The 21954-nt window shown below is 60.9% G+C and carries 19 protein-coding genes and 1 pseudogene; 13 read left to right on the plus strand and 7 right to left on the minus strand.

What is annotated here, in order from left to right:
• Positions 1-10: 10 nt before the first annotated feature.
• Positions 11-235, minus strand: coding sequence for a YdcH family protein (locus tag WBP53_RS16695; RefSeq protein WP_423930881.1), 225 nt, complete (start codon positions 233-235; stop codon positions 11-13).
• Positions 236-312: 77 nt separating this feature from the next.
• Here WBP53_RS16695 and ttcA point away from each other — a divergent pair, with 77 nt between their 5' ends.
• The 3 genes from ttcA to WBP53_RS16710 all read left to right on the plus strand — a co-directional run bounded on the left by ttcA (position 313) and on the right by WBP53_RS16710 (position 3132).
• Positions 313-1167: a tRNA 2-thiocytidine(32) synthetase TtcA gene (ttcA, locus tag WBP53_RS16700; RefSeq protein ID WP_423930882.1), complete on the plus strand. Its 855-nt coding sequence runs from the start codon at positions 313-315 to the stop codon at positions 1165-1167.
• 86 nt (positions 1168-1253) lie between these two features.
• Complete coding sequence (locus WBP53_RS16705; RefSeq protein WP_423930883.1) at positions 1254-2171, plus strand: recombination-associated protein RdgC; 918 nt, start codon at positions 1254-1256, stop codon at positions 2169-2171.
• Positions 2172-2364: 193 nt separating this feature from the next.
• The gene (locus WBP53_RS16710; protein ID WP_423930884.1) at positions 2365-3132 is read left to right on the plus strand and encodes a M48 family metallopeptidase; all 768 of its coding nucleotides are present in this window, start codon (positions 2365-2367) and stop codon (positions 3130-3132) included.
• Between the two features lie 92 nt (positions 3133-3224).
• On the opposite strand, the gene WBP53_RS16715 is transcribed toward WBP53_RS16710, so the two are convergent.
• Together WBP53_RS16715 and hemH are read right to left on the minus strand one after the other, a co-directional pair.
• Entirely contained in the window at positions 3225-4343 is a 1119-nt protein-coding gene (locus WBP53_RS16715) for an alpha/beta fold hydrolase (protein ID WP_423930885.1), read from the minus strand.
• Positions 4340-5407, minus strand: coding sequence for a ferrochelatase (hemH, locus tag WBP53_RS16720; RefSeq protein WP_423930886.1), 1068 nt, complete (start codon positions 5405-5407; stop codon positions 4340-4342). The genes WBP53_RS16715 and hemH overlap by 4 nt, the downstream gene beginning before the upstream one ends.
• Before the next feature lie 146 nt (positions 5408-5553).
• Between hemH and WBP53_RS16725 the strand changes: the two genes are divergently transcribed.
• The 5 genes and pseudogenes from WBP53_RS16725 (at position 5554) to tatC (ending at position 8644) form a co-directional block, all read left to right on the plus strand.
• Complete coding sequence (locus tag WBP53_RS16725) at positions 5554-6474, plus strand: DUF6923 family protein (protein ID WP_423930887.1); 921 nt, start codon at positions 5554-5556, stop codon at positions 6472-6474.
• Between the two features lie 77 nt (positions 6475-6551).
• A pseudogene (locus WBP53_RS16730) lies at positions 6552-7226 on the plus strand (lipid-binding SYLF domain-containing protein); the annotation flags it as partial.
• A gap of 134 nt (positions 7227-7360) precedes the next feature.
• Positions 7361-7591 carry a Sec-independent protein translocase subunit TatA gene (gene tatA, locus WBP53_RS16735; protein ID WP_423930888.1) on the plus strand — a complete coding sequence of 77 codons (231 nt, stop codon included), beginning with the start codon at positions 7361-7363 and terminating at the stop codon, positions 7589-7591.
• Positions 7591-7893, plus strand: coding sequence for a Sec-independent protein translocase protein TatB (gene tatB / locus WBP53_RS16740; RefSeq protein WP_423930889.1), 303 nt, complete (start codon positions 7591-7593; stop codon positions 7891-7893). Before tatA ends, tatB begins: the two co-directional genes overlap by 1 nt.
• A complete protein-coding gene (gene tatC / locus WBP53_RS16745) occupies positions 7880-8644 on the plus strand; it encodes a twin-arginine translocase subunit TatC (protein ID WP_423930890.1) in 765 nt (254 codons plus the stop codon). The genes tatB and tatC overlap by 14 nt, the downstream gene beginning before the upstream one ends.
• A gap of 19 nt (positions 8645-8663) precedes the next feature.
• Here tatC and WBP53_RS16750 read toward each other — a convergent pair whose 3' ends face one another.
• Positions 8664-9440 carry a BPSS1780 family membrane protein gene (locus tag WBP53_RS16750; RefSeq protein ID WP_423930891.1) on the minus strand — a complete coding sequence of 259 codons (777 nt, stop codon included), beginning with the start codon at positions 9438-9440 and terminating at the stop codon, positions 8664-8666.
• 199 nt (positions 9441-9639) lie between these two features.
• On the opposite strand from WBP53_RS16750, the gene WBP53_RS16755 reads away from it, so the two are divergent.
• The gene (locus WBP53_RS16755) at positions 9640-9858 is read left to right on the plus strand and encodes a hypothetical protein (RefSeq protein WP_423930892.1); all 219 of its coding nucleotides are present in this window, start codon (positions 9640-9642) and stop codon (positions 9856-9858) included.
• A gap of 139 nt (positions 9859-9997) precedes the next feature.
• Here the strand turns inward: WBP53_RS16755 and WBP53_RS16760 are convergent, their stop codons facing one another.
• On the minus strand, positions 9998-11839 hold the full coding sequence (locus tag WBP53_RS16760; protein WP_423930893.1) for a GspE/PulE family protein: 1842 nt from the start codon (positions 11837-11839) through the stop codon (positions 9998-10000).
• A gap of 75 nt (positions 11840-11914) precedes the next feature.
• Between WBP53_RS16760 and glyQ the strand changes: the two genes are divergently transcribed.
• The 4 genes from glyQ to WBP53_RS16780 all read left to right on the plus strand — a co-directional run bounded on the left by glyQ (position 11915) and on the right by WBP53_RS16780 (position 17259).
• A complete protein-coding gene (glyQ, locus tag WBP53_RS16765; RefSeq protein ID WP_423930900.1) occupies positions 11915-12820 on the plus strand; it encodes a glycine--tRNA ligase subunit alpha in 906 nt (301 codons plus the stop codon).
• A complete protein-coding gene (glyS, locus tag WBP53_RS16770; protein ID WP_423930894.1) occupies positions 12817-14991 on the plus strand; it encodes a glycine--tRNA ligase subunit beta in 2175 nt (724 codons plus the stop codon). Before glyQ ends, glyS begins: the two co-directional genes overlap by 4 nt.
• 208 nt (positions 14992-15199) lie before the next feature.
• Entirely contained in the window at positions 15200-16114 is a 915-nt protein-coding gene (locus WBP53_RS16775; RefSeq protein WP_423930895.1) for a diguanylate cyclase, read from the plus strand.
• A gap of 287 nt (positions 16115-16401) precedes the next feature.
• A complete protein-coding gene (locus WBP53_RS16780) occupies positions 16402-17259 on the plus strand; it encodes a YbaY family lipoprotein (protein ID WP_423930896.1) in 858 nt (285 codons plus the stop codon).
• A 78-nt stretch (positions 17260-17337) separates the two neighbouring features.
• Here the strand turns inward: WBP53_RS16780 and WBP53_RS16785 are convergent, their stop codons facing one another.
• Positions 17338-19695, minus strand: coding sequence for a Tex family protein (locus tag WBP53_RS16785; RefSeq protein ID WP_423930897.1), 2358 nt, complete (start codon positions 19693-19695; stop codon positions 17338-17340).
• A gap of 79 nt (positions 19696-19774) precedes the next feature.
• Entirely contained in the window at positions 19775-21667 is a 1893-nt protein-coding gene (mnmG, locus tag WBP53_RS16790; protein WP_423930898.1) for a tRNA uridine-5-carboxymethylaminomethyl(34) synthesis enzyme MnmG, read from the minus strand.
• Between the last annotated feature and the right edge of the window lie 287 nt (positions 21668-21954).

The following is a 21954-nucleotide window of genomic DNA, read 5'->3' on the forward strand; positions in this document are numbered from 1 at the left end:
GACACCAGTCTCAGGCATCGAGGTCCGGTATCAGGCTGCTTTCGAGCAGGGCAATCGAATCCTTCAGATGCAATTTGCGTTTCTTCAGCCGCTTGAGTTCCAGTTCGTCATTGCCCGGATCGAGCACCAGCCGGGCGATAGTCGCATCCAGTTCCCGATGCTCGGTCTTGAGCGCGGCCAGCTGTCGCACGGTAGTGGAAGGGTCGTCGGACTTCATCGGTATCCTTGCTGACATGAGAGTTTAAGGCAACGCTGATCAAGTGGCACATTGCCACCCGCCGTATCCGGCAACAACAAAGGAATCCAACGCCCATGTCCGCCCTGCTCCGCGAGCTTGATCCAGATGCCGAAAGGCTGGGCCAGCGCCTGCGCCACCAGGTGGGGCAGGCCATCGCCGACTACGGCATGATCGGCGAGGGCGACCGCGTCATGGTCTGTCTTTCCGGAGGCAAGGATTCCTGGACCTTGCTCGACATGCTGCGCCAATTGCAGGCACGCGCACCGATCCGCTTCGAGTTGCTGGCCGTGCATCTTGACCAGAAGCAACCCGGTTACGATGCATCGGTCATGCCTGATACGCTGCGCGCCCAGGGGATTCCGTTTCACATCATCGAGCAGGACACCTACAGCGTGGTCCAGCGCCTGGTTCCGCAAGGACGTACCCAGTGCAGCCTGTGCTCACGACTGCGTCGAGGTGCGCTCTATGACTATGCAGCGAATCATGGCCAGACGCGCATTGCACTCGGCCATCATCGTGACGACATCGTCGAGACGCTGTTCCTGAATCTCTTCCATCAGGCAAGGCTGAAGGCGATGCCGCCCAAGCTGCGTTCGGATGACGGCCGCAATGTGGTGATCCGCCCGCTGGCCTATTGCAGCGAAGCCGACATTTCGACGTACGCGGCGATGCGCGGATTCCCGATCATTCCGTGCGATCTCTGCGGCTCGCAGGAGAATCTGCAACGCAAGACCGTCAAGTCCATGCTGGCCAACTGGGAACAGCAGTCCCCCGGGCGAATCGAAAACATCTTTCGCGCCCTGACCCGCATCGAGCCCTCGCAACTGGCCGATCCCGGCCTGTTTGATTTTGCCGGGCTTGAGACGCGGGACGAAGAACCACAAGGCACCCAATCGGCGCACGCGGAACCTCGCATGATTCGCAGCTAGCAACGCTTGCCCCAATCTCACTGTCTGATCCTGGCCCGGCCCAGGATCAGGCATCCCTCAACCCTCTACGGAAACCGAAACCCTCCATGTTCTTTCGCAACCTGACTCTATTCCGCTTCCCCAAGAGCTCGAGCAAATCCCTCAACGAACTTGAAGACCTGCTCGCCGAACACCGACTGCGTCCCTGTGGCCCGATTGAACTGGCCACGCGCGGCTTCGTCTCGCCGTATGGCCGCGACTCTGACGAGTTGACCCATCGCAGCGGAAATTATTCGATGGTCGCGATCGGCGGTGAAGACAAGCTGCTGCCCTCTTCGGTGATCGGCGAAGCGCTGGCGCAGAAGATCGCCGAGATCACCGACAAGGAGGCCCGCCGAATCGGAGCCCGTGAACGCAAGCGCCTCAAGGAAGAAGTCATGACCGACCTCCTTCCGCGCGCTTTCGTTCGACCTTCCCGTCTTCTCGCCTATCTGGATGCGGATGCAGGCTGGCTGCTGGTCGACACGGCCAGCCGCAAGGCAGCCGAGGAAGCCGTCAGCCAGATCCGCGACGCACTTGGGCGATTCCCGGCGACACCGATGGCGCCATCCGATTCCCCGCGCACCCTGATGACGGACTGGCTGGTGAGTGGGAAGCTGCCGCCGGGCCTGAGTCTCGGCGACGAATGCGAGTTGCGCGATCCAGCGGAAGCCGGCGCGGTGGTTCGCTGCAGGCGCCAGGATCTTGAATCTGACGAAGTGCGCGAACACCTGAAATCCGGCAAACAGGTTTTCCAGGTGGGCCTGGAACTCGACGAACGCATCGCATTCGTACTCGGCGAGGACCTGACCATCAGGAAATTCCGTTTTCTCGACATCGTCATGGATGAACTGGGCGATGATTCGGCGGAATCTGCGCGTGAGGAACTCGACGCACGATTCGTAATAATGACACTGGAAACCAAGCGCTTGCTGGAGAAGCTGGATGAGTGGTTCGGGCTGCCACGGCCGGATGAGCGCGACTAGCGGCCAGTCGCGCCTTGCCGGCTGAGGTCAGAATTCGCCAGGGTTGGAAAAGGCCTTCGGTGATTCGACGGCTGATGGTGTTTCCAGGCATCGAGTCGCGGAAGATGCGTGGATCATCCTGGCGGATTTCCGGGCTGGCCGAACCGAGCCCGACTGGCTGCATAATCCGAAACCTGGAACATGGGTTGCTGAGATGAATCTGGAATCAGAGAACAGCTACCTCGAACTGCCAACCCCGACCGGCAAGGTGATCCGGGTGCAGCGCCTGTGCCACCCGCGGGCAAGGCGCATGCGACTGACTGTCACGTCAGCTGGTGCACGCGTGACCTATCCGGTCGGCACGCATACGGCCAGCATCACTGCGTTCCTGCGCATACATGGTGAATGGCTCGAACGCAAGCTGGGAGAGCTGAAACTCGGCGACCGACCGGCAGCGCTGAAACCGGGTATCGATACGCAGTTTCCGTTGCGCGGAGAGATGACCCGACTCGTCTGGAAAGAAGGGCCTTATCCGTGTATCGAGCATGCCGAGGATCGACTTGTGCTGATCCTGCCAAACGCGCACCGGCGCGCCCAGGATGCAGCGCGCGGATTGCTCAAATCATGGCTGGACGCGCAGTTGCGCAAGGATGTCTCGCGCTGGCTTGGCCGCTATTGTCCACTACTCGGAATGTCGCCCACCGCACTGCGGGTTCGCCCGCTGAAGAGTCTCTGGGGCAGCCTCGATACGCGCGATCGCGTCACCCTGGATCTGGCCCTCGCGCTGGCGCCACCGGCAGTCCTCAAATATGTACTCGTACACGAGCTGTGTCATCTGCGCGTGCGCAGCCATTCACCGCGATTCTGGAAGCTGGTCGAATCATTCCTGCCGCACTGGCGCGAGCAACGCGACTGGCTGCGCGCCAACGGACCGTCGATCAAGAGTGAGCTGGACCGCCTGGTCAACGCGAATGCGGCGTGATGGAAAGCCGCGAGTCGGGAAAACATCGTCACGGCACCAATGATCCCGATTGCTTGCGAGCTGCATACAGACATCGCGCATGCACGCCTGCTCTACGGCGCGACCTGCACAGCACTACTGACTTCGATCGGATGATTTAGCAGGAAGTCCTTGATAGGGGCCGCAACAAGATCCGGTATTTCCAGATGCAGATGATGGCTGCCGGACATGCGCACGACTTCGATGTCGTCGAGCAGGGCGATTCTTGCATCCATCACTTCGCGTTTCAGATACGGCGCAGCCGGTTCGGCCAGCAGCAACAGCGTCGGCGCAGTGATGGCCGGAAGTATGGATGCGAGTTGCTCCTCGGTCAGTCGCGTCGAACTGGGCAGGGTCAAGGCAGGATCGGAGGACCAACTGAGGAAATGCAAAGCCTGCACCCTTTCGAATTCAGAATCTCCACCCGGCTTTTGAACTTTCGCCACACCACCTTCGAAAGGGACATTGTCAGAACGCGCAAGATTGCGCGTCGAATGGCGCAAAGCCTGCACTCCTTCGGAATCAGGATCCCCATTACGGTCTTGATCTTTCGCACCACCCACGACTGAAGCATCAGTCCCGGAACGCTCTTCATCACCGCCCGAACCTGCACCAACCACTTTCACCCCACGCTCGACAATGCAGCGCGCCGCATCAAGCGACAGCTCACTGACTTTACGCCGCACCGCTACCGCCTCTTCAAGACCATTGAACACGCGCAACTTGTCCGGTCTGAATGCTGCCCTTGCTCGCTGCGAACGCCGCAGCTGTTCCAGACTCTGGTCCGCCGCTGTCGCAATCGGGCCAAGGCCTTCGATCAGCAGCAACCGTCGCACGCGCTGCGGACAGATGGCCGCGAAGACGCTGACCAGCGTCGCGCCCAGCGAGTGTCCAAGCAGGTCGGCATCCTGCCAGCCCAACTGATCCATGGCTTCGCCGATCTCGTCGAGGAAATCAACATAGGGATACCAGTTCCCGGGAGGGCGATGATCGGAACGGCCATGGCCGGCCAGATCGATCGCGACGACGTAATGGCCCTTGAGAAGTGGTGCCAGTCGATCGAATGTTCCCGCATTGTCCAGCCAGCCATGTACGGCAAGCATGGGCGGATCAGCCGGATCGCCCCAGGCTTTGGCAGCCAGTTCAAGATGCCGCAACGGGATGCGAAATTCATTGCCGACTGCCGCCATCATGTGTCGGGCATTCCGGCTTTGCCTGGAGCACCCGGCCCACCAAATTCAGGCCAACCCTGGGCGTGCCTGATCACCAGATCCCTGAGTGCAGCGACCTGATCATCACCGTCGTTCAGGCACGGAATGTAGTGGAAGCGTTCTCCGCCGGCACCGAGGAACTCCTCGCGCCCGGTGATCGCGATTTCCTCGAGTGTCTCGAGGCAGTCCACGGCGAAACCCGGACAAAGCACCTCCACTGACTTGACGCCGTCGACAGGCAAGCTCTCAAGCACCTTGTCCGTGTAAGGCTGCAACCAGGGTTCACGACCCAACCGAGACTGAAAACTCAGCAGCAGGGACTTCTCATCCAGTTCGAGACGACTGCGCAAGGCTCGTGTGGTCGCCAGGCACTGGTCCCGGTAGGGATCGCCATTGCGCACGTAGCGTTCCGGGATGCCGTGAAACGACAGCAACAGACGCTCGGCCCTGCCGTGGGTAGCCCAGTGCGCTTCGACACTGCGCGCCAATGCCTCGATGTGTGCGTGTTCATCGTGATAGTCGCTGATGAAACGCAGTTCCGGCGGGAAACGCCACTTGCGAAACGTGGCCCCGATCGCATCGAGCACCGAGGCGCTCGTGGTGGCCGAGAACTGCGGGAACAACGGAAGTACCAATAGGCGACGCATGCCCGAACTCGCCAGCTCAGCGAGCACGTCGCTTATGCCGGGTGAGCCGTAGCGCATGGCATGGCGAACGACAACGCTGCCGGCCAGGTCTGTTTCAAATGCCAGCTGCAGCCTCGCTGCCAGGGAGGCAGTCTTTACCTGGAGCGGCGAGCCTTCCGGGGTCCAGACCTTGGCGTAGTTCTTCGCCGACCGTGCCGGCCGAGTGCGCAGGATAATGCCGTTGAGGACCAGCCACCAGAGCCAGCGAGGTTGTTCGACAATCCGAGGATCTGCAAGAAATTCAGCGAGATAGCGCCGAACCGAGGCAGTATCCGGGGCATCTGGAGTGCCCAGATTGACGAGGAGGACGGCCAGCCGCTGCGGCTGCCTGGAGTCGGGGAAAGAACGATAGCGAGGCATGGATGGAGCGTTTTCCGGGGTGAGGAATGAATCGGGGGGATTCGCTCCAAGGCCTTGTCGGCGCAGCGAAAACTGCTAGACTGAAGCCTGCCTCGCGGATTTCGTGGGGCAGACGATTACCAATAACATAACAAAGAAGTGCCGCCATGCGCATGCGAGCCTGCCTCATCGCAGCTGTGCTTTCCATCGCCCCGATTTCGCTTGCCCAAGCGCAGTCGGTTGCCTATGGCGTGGCGTATGACGAACTCTATCGAATTGATCTGACCACCCGTCAGGCGACGTACGTAGGTGCCGCCGGCAGCTACGCCGGAACGCCACTGGCTGCCCTGACCGGTCTGACCTATGGCCCTGGCAGCGAGCTCTATGCAATAGCCGGGACGCAAAAGGCCCTGGTCAGGATCAGCACGGGCAATGGCGCTGCCAGTTTTGTCGGCAGCTTTGGGCTCGCCGGCCAGGGCCAGGGCCAGTTCGATGCACTCGATCTGTCCATGACCTACGGCTGCGACGGTTCATTCTTCCTTACGTCAGCGATCAAGCGTGATCTGTGGCGGGTCAATGCGCAGACCGCACAACTGACGCTGATCGGCTCCACTGGACGCCAGATCAGTGGCCTGGCCATGCGCAATGGCGTTCTTTACGGAACAGGTATCGGCGCTGATCAGGGGCTTTACAGGATCAGCACTGAAACAGCGGCAGCGACCCCTGTAGGCTCCTTCAGCGGCAACGTGCCATGGATCGATCCCGGGTTCAGCAGCGAAGGCCAGCTCTGGGCGAGCCTGAGCTACAACCCGCCGTTCAATCGTGAATGGAGTGATCTGGCGCGAATTGACGTTGCCACCGGCGCACTCACCAATCTTGGCGCCATCACCGGCCCGGATAGCCTTCGCTTCTTCAGCATGAAGGGCCTCGCCGTTGCACCGAACTCCTGCACCCCGCAAACGCCTGGTGGCGGACCTGTCCCGCTCGACTCGGTGGCACTTCCCACCAATTCGCCCTGGGTACTTTTCCTGCTGGGCCTGGCCGTGATCGCAGTCGGTGGTCGACGCCTTTCCGGACTTCGCCGCTAGGCGCCTCACCCCACGCTTCATCCCAGACTCAGGTTCGCCTGCTAGCGTGCTCCGGTTGACCATCTGCGGAGTTCACCATGCCTTCCCTGTTACGTGCATTTTTGATCCTGCTCGTCCTCCACGCCTCGGCGGCGCTTGCATCCGAAACCGAGCTCAAGCGTGCCGAGAACGCCGTGCGTGTACTCAAGGAAGTCATGCAGGCGCCTGACAAGGCGGTGCCACGCGATCTGCTTCAAAGCGCCCACGCAATCGTAGTCGTCCCTGATGTCATCAAGGCCGGATTCGTCATCGGAGGCCGTCGCGGCGAAGGCCTGATGTCGGTCAAGACGCGTGATGGCACCTGGTCGAACCCCAGCTTCGTCAACCTGACCGGCGGCAGCGTCGGCTTCCAGGCGGGCGTTTCGTCCACGGATGTGATCCTCGTTTTCCGCACACAACGCGGCGTGGATTCCATCGTCCATGGAAAATTCACCATTGGCGCCGACGCCTCGGCTGCCGCAGGCCCGGTCGGGCGCACGGCCCAGGCGTCCACCGATGCGCAGCTCAAGGCTGAAATCTACTCGTATTCGCGAGCACGCGGGCTGTTTGCCGGTGTCGCCTTCGACGGCTCGGTTCTGTCGATCGACAACAAGGGAAACCAGCGCATTTACGGCGAGGGAATCACGCCACGACGCATCTTTGATGGCGGTGTGAGTGATGTTCCGGGTGCCGTGGTGGATTTCAGGGACAGCCTTGAGGAGTACACTGCGAAGTAATCGGCACGGAATCGACTGCCGCGCGCGCGAAACCGGTATCGGATTCGGAGCGCCGCTTCGACCGTCGTGCCACGCATCGCGCCTTAACTTTGGCCGGCTTCGATCCGGCAATGCAGCAACGGAGTCTTGATATGGGTGGTTTCAGTATTTGGCATTGGCTGGTTGTTCTGGTGATCGTGGCCCTGGTCTTCGGCACCAAGAAGCTGCGCAACATCGGCGAGGACATGGGCTCGGCCATCAAGAGTTTCCGCAAGGGCATGCAGGAAGGCGACGATACATCCAAGCCTTCCTCGCTGAAGGCTGATCCGCCCGAGACGGCCACGCCGACCAACGAGAGCGACAAGGATCGCGTCGAGCACTGATGTTCGACCTCAGCTTTTCCGAGCTGGCCCTGGCCGCGGTCGTCGCCCTGCTCGTATTGGGCCCGGAACGACTTCCCGCCGCAGCACGTACTGCGGGTGCATTGCTGCGCCGCATTCGCAGCAGCTGGCAGGGTGTTCGCACGGAGATAGAGCGTGAACTCGCTGCCGAAGACATCAAGCGCAGCATCAAGGAAACCGTGCAAGGGGTGGATATTCGCGAGGAAGTCCGCGCCACCGCCGAAGAGTTCCGCGACGCGGTGAGCACTGAACCCGAGAAACCTGCTGCCGATGAGCAACGCTGAGACTTCTGGGGACGGCGAACAGTCGTTCCTTTCGCACTTGGTTGAACTGCGTTCGCGACTGCTCAAGGCGGTTGCGGTGGTTCTGATCATCCTGGTGGCCTTGATACCGCTGGCCAACAAGCTCTATGCGTGGCTGGCCAAGCCCCTGCTCGAACATCTGCCAGCGGGTGGGGCGATGATTGCCACTGATGTGGCATCGCCGTTCTTCGCCCCGCTCAAGCTGGCCTTTTTCGTCGCAGTATTCATCGCCATGCCCTTCATCCTCTACCAGGGCTGGTCGTTTGTATCGCCCGGGCTGTACAAGCACGAGCGACGCCTCGCGGTTCCGCTGCTGGCATCATCGGTGATGCTGTTTTACATCGGCTGTGCGTTTGCCTATTTCCTGGTGCTCCCGGCAATCTTCACCTTCATGACCAGCGTGGCGCCTGAAGGTGTTGCCGTCATGCCTGACATCAGCCGCTTCCTTGATTTTGCCCTGGTGTTGTTTCTGGCATTCGGACTCTGCTTTGAAGTGCCGGTCGCCCTCGTGATCCTCGTTGCGATTGGCGCAGTCTCCCCCGAACAACTGGTCAAGAGTCGTCCCTACACGATCGTTGGCGCTTTCGTGATCGCTGCGGTACTGACTCCGCCAGACGTGATTTCGCAATTATTGCTGGCGATACCGATGTGCCTGCTTTATGAAGTCGGCATCTTCGCCGCGCGCTTGCTGGGCACGCGCAAGATCGACGAGCAAACCACCCCCGGCGCCTAGCGGGCAGACCTGGCGCGCATCAATCGTCGGCAGCTTCGCCCTCTGGCGCATCTGCTTCCACTTCGCTGCCCGCGTATACCTGACGCCATGCCAGATAGAGACCGCAGCCAATGATGGGCGTCAGCAGCGTTGAGACCAGCAGGCCGCCGATGAAACCGAGCACGGACAGGACAAGACCGAGCACGATCGCTACCACCATGAGCAACGCGACGAATATCAGGTAGGCACCCGGATTTCCAAGGCAATCGGAAAAACTCTGCTTCATGGCCGCCATGGGCTCTGCACCCTCGAGCATCACTCGTGGAATGGCGAAAAACTGCAGGGCATACACGGTCAGTGCAATGGCGAGTGCGAGTGGGATGAGGATCAACGCGCCTCCCCCCAGAGAGCCGATCAGGGCTTCGGTTGATCCGCTGCTCAGCGCGGACAAACCCCCTCCGAGCAAGGCACCCCCAACCACGATCATCAGCAAGACAAACAGCAAAACTGCACCAGCGATGCTCGGCAAGCACAACATGATCATGGGTCCGGCTTTCCCGGACTCACTGAATGCGCGGAACAATTGACCAATTTCCGCTGTCCTATCTGATTCCTGCTCGCGCGCGGCGTAGGCAATTCCGCCGTAAAGTGCGGGACCGATCACAATTATGACCAAGCCGCCAAGTACAGGAACCATGCCGATTGCAGCCACGATCAAGCCCATGACCAGAAACACCACCGGGTTCTTCAAGATCAGCTGAATCGATCCCGTAATCCAGTTCAGGCCACTGCCTGCTTCAATCTTCTGCGCACTCATGATGGTTTCCTCGCTCGATTTGGCATCGCCGACCAGCATCGCAAAGCTGGTCAATGTTCACAAACTCTTACGTGTTTCTAGCCGTACGCATACGAATGGCACATTTATTCCATGCAACAATGACGTTACACTTTTTGTGGTGGCGAAAAAGGATTTCGTCGCATAACACTATTTATCACTATCCCTGATGGGGGGAACCATGGCCACAAAGAAGAAAGCAGCACCAATCCAGGACGACGCACGTGACGCAAGCCTGCGCGTTTCCAAGCGTATGCGCGACAGCCTAAAGGCAACGGCGGCCGTCATGGGTCGACCGCTTTATGATGTCACCAATGAAGCGATCAACAGCTACCTCTCCACCGTCAAGCTCGGCGATCCGCTGAAGGCTATCCGTGCCGGCGCACGTGGCCGCAAGTAACCACTTGATGATGCTGCATTAATTGCAGGATCTGCAAGCTGAATGATTGAAGGCGTCAACTGCCCTGCAGTTGGCGCCTTTTTCGTTTGCGCTGATTGCAGCCTCTATTCCGCATCATTCGGGCACATCCGCCCTACGATCAATCGACGGGCGGCAGCACGTTCATCACTTCCCGCAGGGTCGTCACTCCACGCGCAACCTGGGCTGCAGCCGAGACACGCAAGGGCCGCATGCCCTCGCTGAGCACAGTCTTGCGCACCAGGGCCAGGTCCATGTCAGGCTGGATCAGCGCACGCAAGGGTCCGGTGACACGCATCATCTCGTAGATGCCGGTACGCCCCTGGAATCCGGTCTTTCGACATTCAAGACAGCCCTTGGGGCCAAAATTCGTATCCGGAACAGGGAGTTGCCAACCGTGCGTAAAGGCTGCCCAGGCGTTTTCATCCAGCGGTGCCTCCACTTTGCAGTGGACGCATAGCGTGCGCACCAGGCGCTGCGCCACGATGCCGGCCAGAGTCGACTGGATCAGGTAGTTGGGCACGCCAAGATCCAGCAAGCGCGTGAGTGCGCTCGGGGCATCATTGGTATGCAGGGTCGAAAGCACGAGATGACCGGTCAGAGATGCCTGAACGGCCATCTGCGCGGTTTCCAGATCGCGTATTTCGCCGACCATGATGATGTCCGGATCCTGGCGCATCAAGGTACGCACGCCGGCTGCGAAATCGAGATCGATCGCGTTGTGCACCTGCATCTGGTTGAATTCCGGACTGACCATTTCGATCGGGTCCTCAACCGTGCAGACGTTGAGATCGGGCGTGGCCAGCACCTTCAGCGTCGAATACAGCGTGGTTGTCTTGCCCGAACCGGTCGGGCCGGTGACCAGGACGATGCCGTGCGGACGCTCGACCATTTCGCGCCAGATGGTCTCCTCACCAGAGGAAAACCCGAGCTGGCGAAATTCCTTGACCACGATATCCGGGTCGAAGATGCGCATGACGATCTTTTCACCGAACGCGGTGGGCATGCTCGAGAGTCGCAGTTCAACCTCGCGGCCGCCAGGCGAGCGCGTCTTGATGCGGCCATCCTGGGGACGACGCTTCTCGGCCACGTCCATGCGCCCGAGGATCTTGATTCGCGAAGTAACGGCAGTCATCACCGGTGTCGGCAACTCGAACACCTTGTGCATGACGCCATCGATGCGGAAGCGGATCATGCTGGTGTCGCGCCGCGGTTCCAGATGGATATCCGAGGCGCGTTGCTCGAAGGCGTATTGCAGCAGCCAGTCCACGATATGCACGACATGGCGGTCGTCGACGCCGAGTTCCCCGGTCTTGCCGAGTTCGACCAGTTGCTCGAAATTCAGCCCGGCAGCATTGTCATTGAGCTCGGCCTTGGCGTCCTTGGCCTTCTGGATCGAACGCTGTACGCCCCACCATTCGGTCAGGAAACGGCTGACATCGATGGGACTGGCCACCATGCGCTGGATGTCACGGCGCAAGATGTGGGCCAGATCCGCCATCCAGCGCGTATCGAACGGCTCGGAGGTGGCAAAGACGACCTGCAGCTCGCTGACCGCCACGGGCAGGATGCGGTAGCGCAATGCATAGGCGTGGCTGACTACCTGGGTGACCGCCGGCACATCGATCTTCATGGGATCGATCTTCAGGTAGGGCAGCCGCGCGCGGCTGGCCAGCCAATGGGTCAGCACTTCAAGACTCAGCGGCTTGCCCGGATCACGCTGGTCCGCAAGCTTCAGGTTGGCGACGAGGATCAGCGGGTGAAGCTCAAGCTTGCCGGCAGTCGTGCGCACGTCGGCGCGCACGCGCTTCATGTCTTCTGCGGCAATGATCCCGTCCGCGAGCAGCGCATTGAGAACCTCATCAAGGTCGATGCGATGATGCAGGCCCAGCAGTGAACCTTCCGCCTGGCCAGTGACGGGACTCTTCCTGATTGCTTCGGGACGCACCGGTTGTGTTGCCATGCCGCGCAGATCCTCGGAGTAGCGCAAGTGGCCGTTATACTAGCGCGCTTTGCCACCGCTACTGTGACCCAGACCATGGCCGGACCCACTTTTCAGGACGTCATCCAGATACTCAATCGCTATTGGGCCGAGCAGGGCTGCGTGCTGATCCAGCCGCTCGATACCGAAGTCGGAGCTGGCACATTCCATCCTGCGACGTTCCTGCGCGCACTCGGACCGGAGCCATGGTCGGCAGCCTATGTGCAGCCATCAAGACGGCCCACAGACGGCCGCTATGGCGAGAATCCGAATCGGCTGCAGCACTATTATCAGTATCAGGTGGTCCTGAAGCCGAATCCGGACGATATCCTCGATCTCTACATCGGTTCGCTGAAAGCACTCGGCATTGATCCTCTGGTGCACGATCTCCGTTTCGTCGAGGACAACTGGGAGTCTCCGACCCTGGGTGCCTGGGGACTTGGCTGGGAAGTCTGGCTGAATGGCATGGAAGTGACCCAGTTCACATATTTCCAGCAAGCTGGCGGACTTGAATGCCGACCGGTCACCGGCGAGATCACCTACGGCCTAGAGCGCCTGGCCATGTACCTGCAAAACGTCGACAACGTCTACGACCTGATCTGGACCGACGGCCCGCGCGGCGTAGTCAGCTACGGCGACGTGTTCCACCAGAACGAGATCGAACAGAGCACCTACAACTTCGAACACGCCAACGTGGCCAAGTTGTTCGACTGGTTCGATACCTGCGAAGCAGAAGCCAGGTCACTGGTCGAGGCAGGCCTGCCGCTGCCCGCCTATGAACAGGTAACCAAGGCCAGCCACACTTTCAACCTGCTTGATGCCCGCCGCGCGATCAGCGTGACCGAGCGCCAGCGTTTCATCCTGCGCGTTCGCACCCTCTCCCGCGCCGTTGCCGAAGCCTATTACGCGCAGCGCGAAAAACTCGGGTTCCCGGGCCTGCGCAATCGCAAGGAAGCCGCATGAGCACGAACAACCCGAACGCGTCGCTGCTGATCGAAATCGGTACCGAGGAACTGCCGCCCAAATCTCTGGATGTGCTTGCGCAGGCATTCGCCGATGCAATCATCGAAGGTCTGGGCAAGAGTGGCGTCACCATGGATGCCAGCGGAGCAAGGACATTCTGCTCCCCGCGACGACTTGCCGTGCTGATTCCGGCAGTCGCTCGCCAACAGCCCGAGCAGGCGCTCGAGCGCCGCGGCCCTGCGCTTGCCGCAGGCCTTGATGCGAATGGAGAGCCGACCCGTGCCTTGGGCGGCTTCGCGGCCAGTTGCGGCGTGGAAGTCTCCGCGCTCGAGAAGCTGGAAACCGACAAGGGCACGTGGTTTGTCCACCGCGCTACACAAGCGGGCCAGCCAACCGCTGCCTTGCTGCCAGCCATTCTCGGCGACGCGATCAAGGCCCTGCCTATCCCCAAGCCGATGCGCTGGGGTGACCACGGCTTTGCATTCGTGCGACCCGCGCATTGGCTGGTCATCCTGCATGGCGCCGACATCGTGCCTGCGGAATTGTTCGGGCTGCAATCGGGGAGGCAATCACGCGGCCACCGCTTCCACCATGCCGGCCCCGTGGACGTGGCTGATGCAGACTCCTGGCTGGATGCGATGCGCAGTGCGAACGTGCTTGCCGACCCCGCTGAGCGCCGCATCAGGATTACCGAGGAAGTGGCGCGAGTCAGCGGCGAAACCGGCGGCACACCTCGGCTGTCGAGTGATCTGCTTGACGAAATAGCCAACCTCACCGAGTGGCCAGTGGCGATAGCGTGCAGTTTCGACCGCGACTTTCTCGCTGTTCCGCAGGAAGCGCTGGTGACGACGATGGAAGCCAACCAGAAGTTCATTCCCGTATTTGATGGCGCTGGAAACCTGAGTGAACATTTCATCGGCGTCGCCAACATTGATTCGAAGGATCCCGCCGAAATCCGCAAGGGTTACGAACGCGTGATCCGGCCGCGTTTCGCCGATGCCAGGTTCTTCTACGACGAAGACCGCAAGCAAGGCCTTGAGTCTTTCCAGAAATCACTGAATTCGGTGACCTACCAGCAATCGCTGGGCAGCGTCTGGGACAAGTCCATCCGCGTCGCCGAACTTGCCCGCGTGATTGCAAACCGGGTGGGTGTCGATGCGGCACTCGCCACGCGCGCTGCGGCCCTGGGCAAATGTGACCTGATGTCCCGCATGGTCGGGGAATTTCCCGAGTTGCAGGGAACCATGGGGCGCTATTACGCCAGCCAAGGCGAGAAGCCCGAATCCGCCGAAGTCGCCAGTGCGCTGGATGAGTTCTACCGCCCACGCAATGCCGGCGACGGCATCGCCGAAGGCCGGCTTGGACAGGTGCTGGCAGTCGCTGAACGCCTGGATACACTGGCCGGCATCTTTGCCGTCGGCCAGAAGCCAAGCGGAAACAAGGATCCGTTTGCGTTGCGGCGAGCGGCCCTGGGCCTTGCACGCACCCTGATCGAAGGGGCGCTGGATATCGACCTGAAGGCTCATCTCGCCGAAGCACTGGCAGGGCTTCCGGAAGCCGCCTTCGCCGCTGGCACGAGCAAGACCAAGGGCAAGGACAATCCGCCGCCCGTACTCGATGCAGGCAAGCGCCGCGATGAATTGGCCATCGAGATTTACGAATTCATCGTTGACCGACTGCGCGGCTACTACTCCGAAAAGGACGTATCCAGCGACGCATTCGAAGCCGTTCGCGCTTTGTCGCCGAGCTCCCTGCTCGATTTCGATCGCCGTCTTCGCGCCGTTGTGACATTTGCCGGACTGCCCGAGGCCGAAGCGCTGGCCGCCGCCAACAAGCGCATTGGCAACATCCTGCGTCAGGCCGGGGGCGGCACGGCCGGGGAAATCGATGCCGCGCTTCTGGAATCGGACGCTGAACGTGAACTGGTTGCTGCGCTTGCCGAAGCGGAGTCCGACTGCAAGCCGCTGATCGCCGACGCGGACTATGTAGGGCTGCTCAAGCGACTCGCAGCATTGCGTGAACCGATTGATCGTTTTTTCGATGGCGTCATGGTCATGGCTGACGACGAGGCAGTCCGCCGGAACCGGCTCATCCTGCTTGGACGGCTGCGCTCGATGTTCCTGCGCGTGGCAGACATTTCCCTGTTGCCGACGGCGCCGCTGCAGTCCTGAGTGTGATGAGCGCATCCCGCCTGCCCGCTCGAGCTAAAGCAAACCCGGTCACTGATCGCGTAGACTGCATGATCAAGGGGGAGGCTGGCGCACGGCTTGTGTCGGCTCGTTCCATGCAAGGACCAGCTTGGGAAACCCCTGATTCGCCCGTCAATTCGGCTTGCGCCTATCGCCGCGTTGACGCTGATGTTGATCAAAGCTGCCCTCAATGAGCCCACACAACAACGACGCCAGTACTACGCAACGACGAACCATGCACCCGCATCGGCGGGTCGGCGCAGGTGAAGTTCCGGCCTGCCTCGTGGTGTTGCAGGGTCAACGCCTCGGCCAGCGCATCAACCTGGGCGAAGATCCCCTCACGATAGGCCGCGCACCGGAAGCCGAGTTCCAGATCGTCGAGCGCAGCGTCTCGCGCGCCCATTGCCGGATTACCCGTGAACCTGCCGGATACCGGATCAAGGATCTCGACTCGACCAACAAGACCTTTCTCAACGACCAGCCCATCATCGAGGCGGAACTCAAGGATGGTGACCACATCGCCGTCGGCAGCCATGTGCTCAAGTTCATGGACCGCTCCTCGGTGGAAGCGCGTTATCACGAAGAGCTTTATCAGCTGGCCACGGCCGATTCACTGACTGATCTCTACAACCGCCGCCAGTTCCTCGAGCTGATAGATCGAGAGATCGCGCGAGCCGCAAACTACAAGCGCCCCTTGAGCCTGCTGATCATGGATCTTGACCACTTCAAGCTGGTCAACGACGAGTTCGGACACCCGAGCGGCGACCTGGTCCTGAAAAAAGTCGCGATGGCCCTGCGCGGCCAGGCCCGCGAAGAATTCATCGTGGCCCGGATTGGCGGCGAAGAATTCGCCATCGTCCTGCCGGAGAGCAGCCTGGAGCAGAGCATCCTGTTTGCCGAAAAGCTGCGAATTGCGATATCGGAGCTCGAGTTTTCGTTGAACGACGAAATCAAGCGGGTCACCGTGAGCATCGGGGCAGCCGCCTGGCTTGCTGGCATGAGTGCCACCGGTGATCTCATGCGCGCCGCCGACGAGCAGCTTTATCGCGCCAAGCAGGGCGGGCGCAACCAGGTTTGCTCGAACCTGCAGCCGCGGGGAGACTGACAACCGATCCCTGAGGGCAGGCCGGTCTGGCCAAGCCGATGCCCGCGCAGGTGGATTCACGAAACTGACACCGAATTGCCATGGAATCGTGGTTAATGAATGCCGGTGTGTGCGTGCCGTGATCCATCAGGTACAGCAAAGATTGATTACGATGCGCTGCCGCATTATTGTGCTCGCCCCGCGAATTCCAAACCCCGATCAAGTCTCGCGCCCGTTCATGCAACCAGCGTTATGCTTGCGCAGCAATCTACGATACATTTCGTTTATCGTTCCTGGAGGATCTTGTCATGATGAAGCTTGTCGCCACCGCCTTGACCGCGTTGGCCATTCTGGGAGGCTGCAATTCCTCCAACCAGCCTGCCGGATCCTCGGCATCGAACAACGGCGCCGACGGCCAGAGCAACGGACAATCGGCCGTTGCCGAGATTCCCCAGCAGATCAGTGGCAGCGTCTCGCTACGCGCACCGGCCGCGATCAACCCGGGCTCCAGGCTCAGCGTTCAACTGGTCGACGTGGCGCAACAGGAGGTTGTCATCGCCGAATCGATCGAGAACGTCAGCAGCCAGCCACCCTATTCCTTCACGCTTCCGCTCGAGCCGGGACGCATTGATCAGAGCCGTGTCTACGTGGTCAACGTGATGCTCGTCGATGGTGAGCGGCGTTATGTGCAGGCCCTGCAGTCCCCTGTGTTGACAGGTGGCGCCGGGTCGACCATTGAGGTCGTTCTGAATTCCGAAGCCACGCCGGGTGAAAACCTCAAGGAAGAATTCAACAAGCTGAAGTCCCATATCGGCGGCATGAAGCGCATCCAGGATGCCTACCTCGACGGCGATCTGTCCGTTGCGTGGGACGGCTTCTATGAAGCCGGCAACAAGCTGCGTTTCATGCGCGTGAATTCGGAACTCGGCGAAGGCGACACGGCCGTTCGCACGAACATCGAATACGCGTTCGTGGATGGCAAGCCGCTGGCGATCCTGCGCAAGGGTGGCCCTGTGACTCGCGTTGGCTGGGACGAAAACGGCGAAGTCATCCTGAACGAAAAGGGCAACAGCGATGCCGTGACCGAAGAAGAGGCTGCGGCGCTCTATGCCAACGCCCTGGAGACATTCGCGATGGGTGAAAAGAAGCTGCCCCGCAAGCGCTAGGCTTCGAGCTTCCGCAAGTCACAAAAAGGCCGGCTCAGCCGGCCTTTTTGTTGGGTGTGTCACGTGATCGGAAAGGGCCTAGCGTTTGGCCCTTGCGAACGCATCAGCAAGTGAACCGGTTGCAATCGCCTCTGGCCTGGCAGGCTTTCCCCTGCCTCGATTCGCTGCGGGATCAGCAGCCGGTTTCCGCAAGGATTTCGCGTCGGCTCCCGGCTCGTCCTCCAGACGCATGCTGAGGGCAATACGCTTTCGCGCAAGATCGACTTCGATCACCTTGACCTTGACGATGTCACCGGCCTTGACGACTTCGCGCGGATCCTTGACGAAGCGGTTCGCCAAGGCAGAGACATGGACCAGTCCATCCTGGTGGACACCCAGGTCGACGAAGGCACCAAAGGCTGCGACGTTGCTGACCACTCCTTCGAGGACCATGCCGGGCTTGAGATCACGAATGTCTTCGACGCCGTCGGCGAATTCGGCCATCTTGAAGCCTGGTCGCGGATCGCGACCAGGTTTCTCGAGCTCTTTCAGGATGTCGCGCACGGTCGGAATACCAAACGCGGCATCGGTGAACTTCTGGGCGTCGAGCGTACGCAGGAATGCGCTGTCTCCTACCAGAGAGCGCATGTCACGACCGCATTGCTCGATGATCCGTTGCACGACGGGATAGGCCTCTGGATGTACCGCAGAGGCATCCAGCGGGTCATCGCCATTTGGAATGCGCAGGAAGCCTGCGCATTGCTCGAAAGCCTTGTCGCCCAGCCGCGGCACCTTCAGAAGCTCCTTGCGGGCGCGAAACGCGCCCTGCTCGTCCCGGTAGCGAACGATGTTCTCGGCGACCATCGGACTCAGGCCTGCGACGCGCACAAGCAACGGCGATGATGCCGTGTTCACGTCAACACCTACGGCATTGACGCAGTCCTCAACGCGTGCGACCAGTGCGTGGGCCAATTTCACCTGGTTGACGTCGTGCTGGTACTGGCCGACGCCTATCGATTTCGGATCAATCTTGACCAGCTCGGCCAGCGGATCCTGCAAGCGTCGCGCGATGGAAACGGCGCCACGCAGGGATACATCCAGCTCCGGAAATTCTCGCGCGGCAAACTCCGATGCCGAGTAGACCGATGCTCCTGCCTCGCTGACAACCATCTTCGCCAGCTTGAGATCGGCGTGCTTGCGCATCAGATCGGCAACAAGTCGATCCGTTTCACGCGAGGCGGTGCCGTTGCCAATGGCGATCAGGTCGACGCCATGCTGGCGGCTTAGCGCAGCCAGTTCGGCAATCGACTGATCCCACTGCTTCCTCGGCTCATGCGGATAGATCACCGATGTCGCGAGCAACTTGCCAGTGCCGTCCACGATGGCAAGCTTGACCCCGGTGCGGATGCCGGGATCGAGCCCCATGACCGTCCTTGATCCGGCCGGTGCGGCCATCAGCAGATCTTTCAGGTTGTCTCCGAAGACACGGATCGCCTCGGCTTCCGCGGCCTCGCGGGCACGTCCGAACAGATCCAGGCCAAGGTGAAGATGCAGTTTGATGCGCCAGGTCTGGCGCGCGGTATCAAGCAGCCATCGATCGCCTGGACGTCCCTTGTCGGTAATTCCAAAATGGTTGGCAACGCGTCCTTCTGCTTCGGCATGCCCCGCAGCGGCAGCCTCGTCGAGCGCAGCGGCGGGATCTTCCCCGCTAATCGTGCTTCTGGCTGCCGTTGTCGGACGTGGCGCCAATTCAAGATCCAGAACACCCTCGTTGCGTGCGCGAAACAGGGCGAGCAGGCGGTGCGAAGGAATCGTGCCGATTGCCTCGACATGCTGGAAATAATCCCGGAACTTGGCTCCTTCCTGTTCCTTGCCATCAATCACCTTGGCACGGATCACTGCCTTCGCCGTCAGCCAGTCGCGCAACGCGCCAACCAGAGCAGGGTCTTCTGAAAAGGATTCCAGAAGGATCGCGCGTGCACCATCGAGGGCTGCTTTAGCATCGGCAATGCCGTTGTCGGCATTCACATAAGCGGCAGCCTGTTCCTCGGGCACAGCATCGGAATTGTCGCGCAGGCTGAATGCCAGCGGTTCGAGGCCGGCTTCGCGCGCAATCTGCGCCCGGGTCCTGCGCCGGGGCTTGTACGGGAGATACAGGTCTTCCAGGCGTGCCTTGTTGTCAGCCGCCAGGATGTCCGCACGGAGACTGTCGCTCAGCTTGCCTTGCTCGTCGATACTCGCGATAACCGCCGCTCGGCGATCCTCCAGTTCGCGAAGGTAGCCGAGCCGGTCTTCGAGCAGACGCAACTGGGTATCGTCGAGTCCGCCGGTCACTTCCTTGCGGTAGCGCGCAATGAACGGCACGGTGGCACCACCATCGAGCAATTCGATCGCAGCGCGAACCTGCTCGGGGCGGGCCGCGGTTTCCTCGGCAAGTCTGTTTTCGATGCTGGACATTCTCTTCCTGTTTTCCTTGTCACGGAGATAAAGCTGCCACGGACCGCCATGGCAGCCCGGTGCAGAAAGCGGGACGGGTTCAAGCGACGCGCTGGTGTCGTTTGAGATGAACCAGCAATAGCGAGATCGCAGCGGGCGTGACCCCACTGATCCGACGTGCCTGGCCGATCGTGGTCGGCATCGTGGCCTTGAGCTTGAGCAGGACCTCTGCCGACAGGCCACGCACACCATCGTAGGCAAAGCCTTGCGGAATGCCTGTGTCCTCGTGCCGTCGACTGCGCTCGATTTCATCGCGCTGCCGATCCAGATAGCCGGCGTATTTGGTCGCGATCTCGACCTGTTCGGCGACCGGCGGGTCAGTGACGGCCGGACCCACGCCCTCGACCGAAGTGAGCCTGGCGTAGTCCAGTTCCGGGCGACGCAGCAGGTCGAGTGCACTCGCATCTCGCGTGACGACCACGCCTAACCTGCCTGCAATCGCCTGGCCGAGTGCATTGCCGGGCGTCACCCACAGGGCACGTAGGCGCGCCTGCTCGGTTTCAATCGCCTCAAGTTTGCGCACGACCTGATCGTGGCGATCCGCAGGGACACAACCAAGAGCGTGGCCGATAGCGGTCAGGCGCAGATCCGCATTGTCTTCACGCAGGTGCAAGCGGTATTCGGCTCGCGAGGTAAACATGCGGTAGGGCTCGATCGTGCCATTCGTGGTCAGGTCATCGATAAGGACGCCGATATAGGCCTCGTCACGACGCGGCACCCAGGCCGCCTCGCCACGCACGGCGCGCGCGGCATTCAAGCCGGCGATCAGGCCTTGTGCAGCCGCCTCTTCGTAGCCAGTGGTGCCATTGATCTGACCCGCGAAATAAAGCCCTTCGATCGCCTTGGTTTCGAGTGAGGGATTGAGACCGCGCGGATCGAAATAGTCGTACTCGATCGCATAGCCAGGTCGTGTGATGTGCGCGTTCTCGAAACCCCGGATTGAATGCAGCAACTCAAGCTGGACATCGAACGGCAGGGATGTCGAAATTCCGTTCGGATAGATCTCGTAGGTATCCAGCCCTTCCGGCTCGACGAAAATCTGGTGAGATGCCTTGTCGGCGAAACGCACGACCTTGTCTTCGATCGAAGGGCAATAGCGCGGACCGACGCCCTCGATCTGTCCGCCATAGATTGGCGAGCGATCCAGTCCGGCGCGAATGATGTCGTGGGTGTGTTCGCTGGTATGCGTGATCCAGCAACTGACCTGGCGCGGATGCTCGCTGCGCGATCCCATGAACGAAAATACCGGTGCGGGATCATCGCCGGGCTGCTCCTCCAGTTGGGAGTAGTCAATCGAACGACCATCGATGCGCGGCGGCGTGCCGGTCTTCAGCCGATCCACGGTAAAGGGCAACTCGCGCATGCGTTCGGCCAGCCGAACTGACGGCGCCTCCCCGGCACGACCGCCCGCATGGTTGCTCATGCCGATATGGATCTTGCCGGCGAGGAATGTTCCGGCCGTCAGCACCACGGCGGGCGCATGGAATTTCAGCCCGGTCTGGGTCACCACGCCGCAAACCCGATCACCTTCCAGAAGCAGGTCATCGACTGCCTGCTGAAACAGCTGAAGCCGCGGCTGGGATTCGACAATGGCACGGATGGCCGCCTTGTAGAGAACACGATCGGCCTGGCAACGCGTTGCCCGGACAGCCGGCCCCTTGGATGCATTCAGCGTGCGCCACTGGATTCCTGCACGATCCGCGGCATGGGCCATGGCACCACCCAGGGCGTCGATCTCGCGGACCAGATGCCCCTTGCCGATACCACCGATTGCGGGATTGCAGCTCATCTGCCCGATCGTCTCGATGCCATGCGTCAGCAGCAGCGTACGTGCACCGCTGCGGGCAGCCGCCAACGCGGCTTCGGTGCCGGCATGGCCACCGCCAATGACGATGACATCGAACTGATTTGACCGGGTTGACGAAGTGGGCATGCCGCGTGCGAATTCCTGAACTGATGGCGCAATTCTAGCGCAGGCCTGACCCGGGCGACTCGCATCCAATCGCTTGGCACGGAATCTGCTGCAGGCTCTGCGCACTCCCACTGGCGCTAGACGTATGCGAGCACGTCGAAGGCCGGAATTCAGGGGCTGGCCACGCGCCAGTGGGAGCATGCACTAGGCAAGCTCCGAACGAGCCGTATTTCAGGCTCGGGTCGGAACAAAGTCGACGACGGGCGCTATACGGACAGGCTGGCGCCCGGCGATCTTAGGAACAGGGG

Origin of the sequence: Dokdonella sp. (assembly GCF_049593775.1) — a bacterium.
Lineage (GTDB): Bacteria > Pseudomonadota > Gammaproteobacteria > Xanthomonadales > Rhodanobacteraceae > Dokdonella.

Excerpts from the sequence above, each read along its gene's own strand:
- WBP53_RS16775 (WP_423930895.1), top strand. The coding sequence starts at position 15,200 with ATGAGCCCACACAACAACGACGCCAGTACTACGCAACGACGAACCATG.
- WBP53_RS16785 (WP_423930897.1), bottom strand. The coding sequence starts at position 19,695 with ATGTCCAGCATCGAAAACAGACTTGCCGAGGAAACCGCGGCCCGCCCC.
- WBP53_RS16695 (WP_423930881.1), bottom strand. The coding sequence starts at position 235 with ATGTCAGCAAGGATACCGATGAAGTCCGACGACCCTTCCACTACCGTG.
- WBP53_RS16780 (WP_423930896.1), top strand. The coding sequence starts at position 16,402 with ATGATGAAGCTTGTCGCCACCGCCTTGACCGCGTTGGCCATTCTGGGA.
- WBP53_RS16710 (WP_423930884.1), top strand. The coding sequence starts at position 2,365 with ATGAATCTGGAATCAGAGAACAGCTACCTCGAACTGCCAACCCCGACC.
- tatC (WP_423930890.1), top strand. The coding sequence starts at position 7,880 with ATGAGCAACGCTGAGACTTCTGGGGACGGCGAACAGTCGTTCCTTTCG.
- WBP53_RS16760 (WP_423930893.1), bottom strand. The coding sequence starts at position 11,839 with ATGGCAACACAACCGGTGCGTCCCGAAGCAATCAGGAAGAGTCCCGTC.
- WBP53_RS16755 (WP_423930892.1), top strand. The coding sequence starts at position 9,640 with ATGGCCACAAAGAAGAAAGCAGCACCAATCCAGGACGACGCACGTGAC.
- WBP53_RS16750 (WP_423930891.1), bottom strand. The coding sequence starts at position 9,440 with ATGAGTGCGCAGAAGATTGAAGCAGGCAGTGGCCTGAACTGGATTACG.
- glyS (WP_423930894.1), top strand. The coding sequence starts at position 12,817 with ATGAGCACGAACAACCCGAACGCGTCGCTGCTGATCGAAATCGGTACC.
- tatB (WP_423930889.1), top strand. The coding sequence starts at position 7,591 with ATGTTCGACCTCAGCTTTTCCGAGCTGGCCCTGGCCGCGGTCGTCGCC.
- glyQ (WP_423930900.1), top strand. The coding sequence starts at position 11,915 with ATGGCCGGACCCACTTTTCAGGACGTCATCCAGATACTCAATCGCTAT.
- mnmG (WP_423930898.1), bottom strand. The coding sequence starts at position 21,667 with ATGCCCACTTCGTCAACCCGGTCAAATCAGTTCGATGTCATCGTCATT.
- ttcA (WP_423930882.1), top strand. The coding sequence starts at position 313 with ATGTCCGCCCTGCTCCGCGAGCTTGATCCAGATGCCGAAAGGCTGGGC.
- WBP53_RS16715 (WP_423930885.1), bottom strand. The coding sequence starts at position 4,343 with ATGATGGCGGCAGTCGGCAATGAATTTCGCATCCCGTTGCGGCATCTT.
- WBP53_RS16725 (WP_423930887.1), top strand. The coding sequence starts at position 5,554 with ATGCGCATGCGAGCCTGCCTCATCGCAGCTGTGCTTTCCATCGCCCCG.
- WBP53_RS16705 (WP_423930883.1), top strand. The coding sequence starts at position 1,254 with ATGTTCTTTCGCAACCTGACTCTATTCCGCTTCCCCAAGAGCTCGAGC.
- tatA (WP_423930888.1), top strand. The coding sequence starts at position 7,361 with ATGGGTGGTTTCAGTATTTGGCATTGGCTGGTTGTTCTGGTGATCGTG.
- hemH (WP_423930886.1), bottom strand. The coding sequence starts at position 5,407 with ATGCCTCGCTATCGTTCTTTCCCCGACTCCAGGCAGCCGCAGCGGCTG.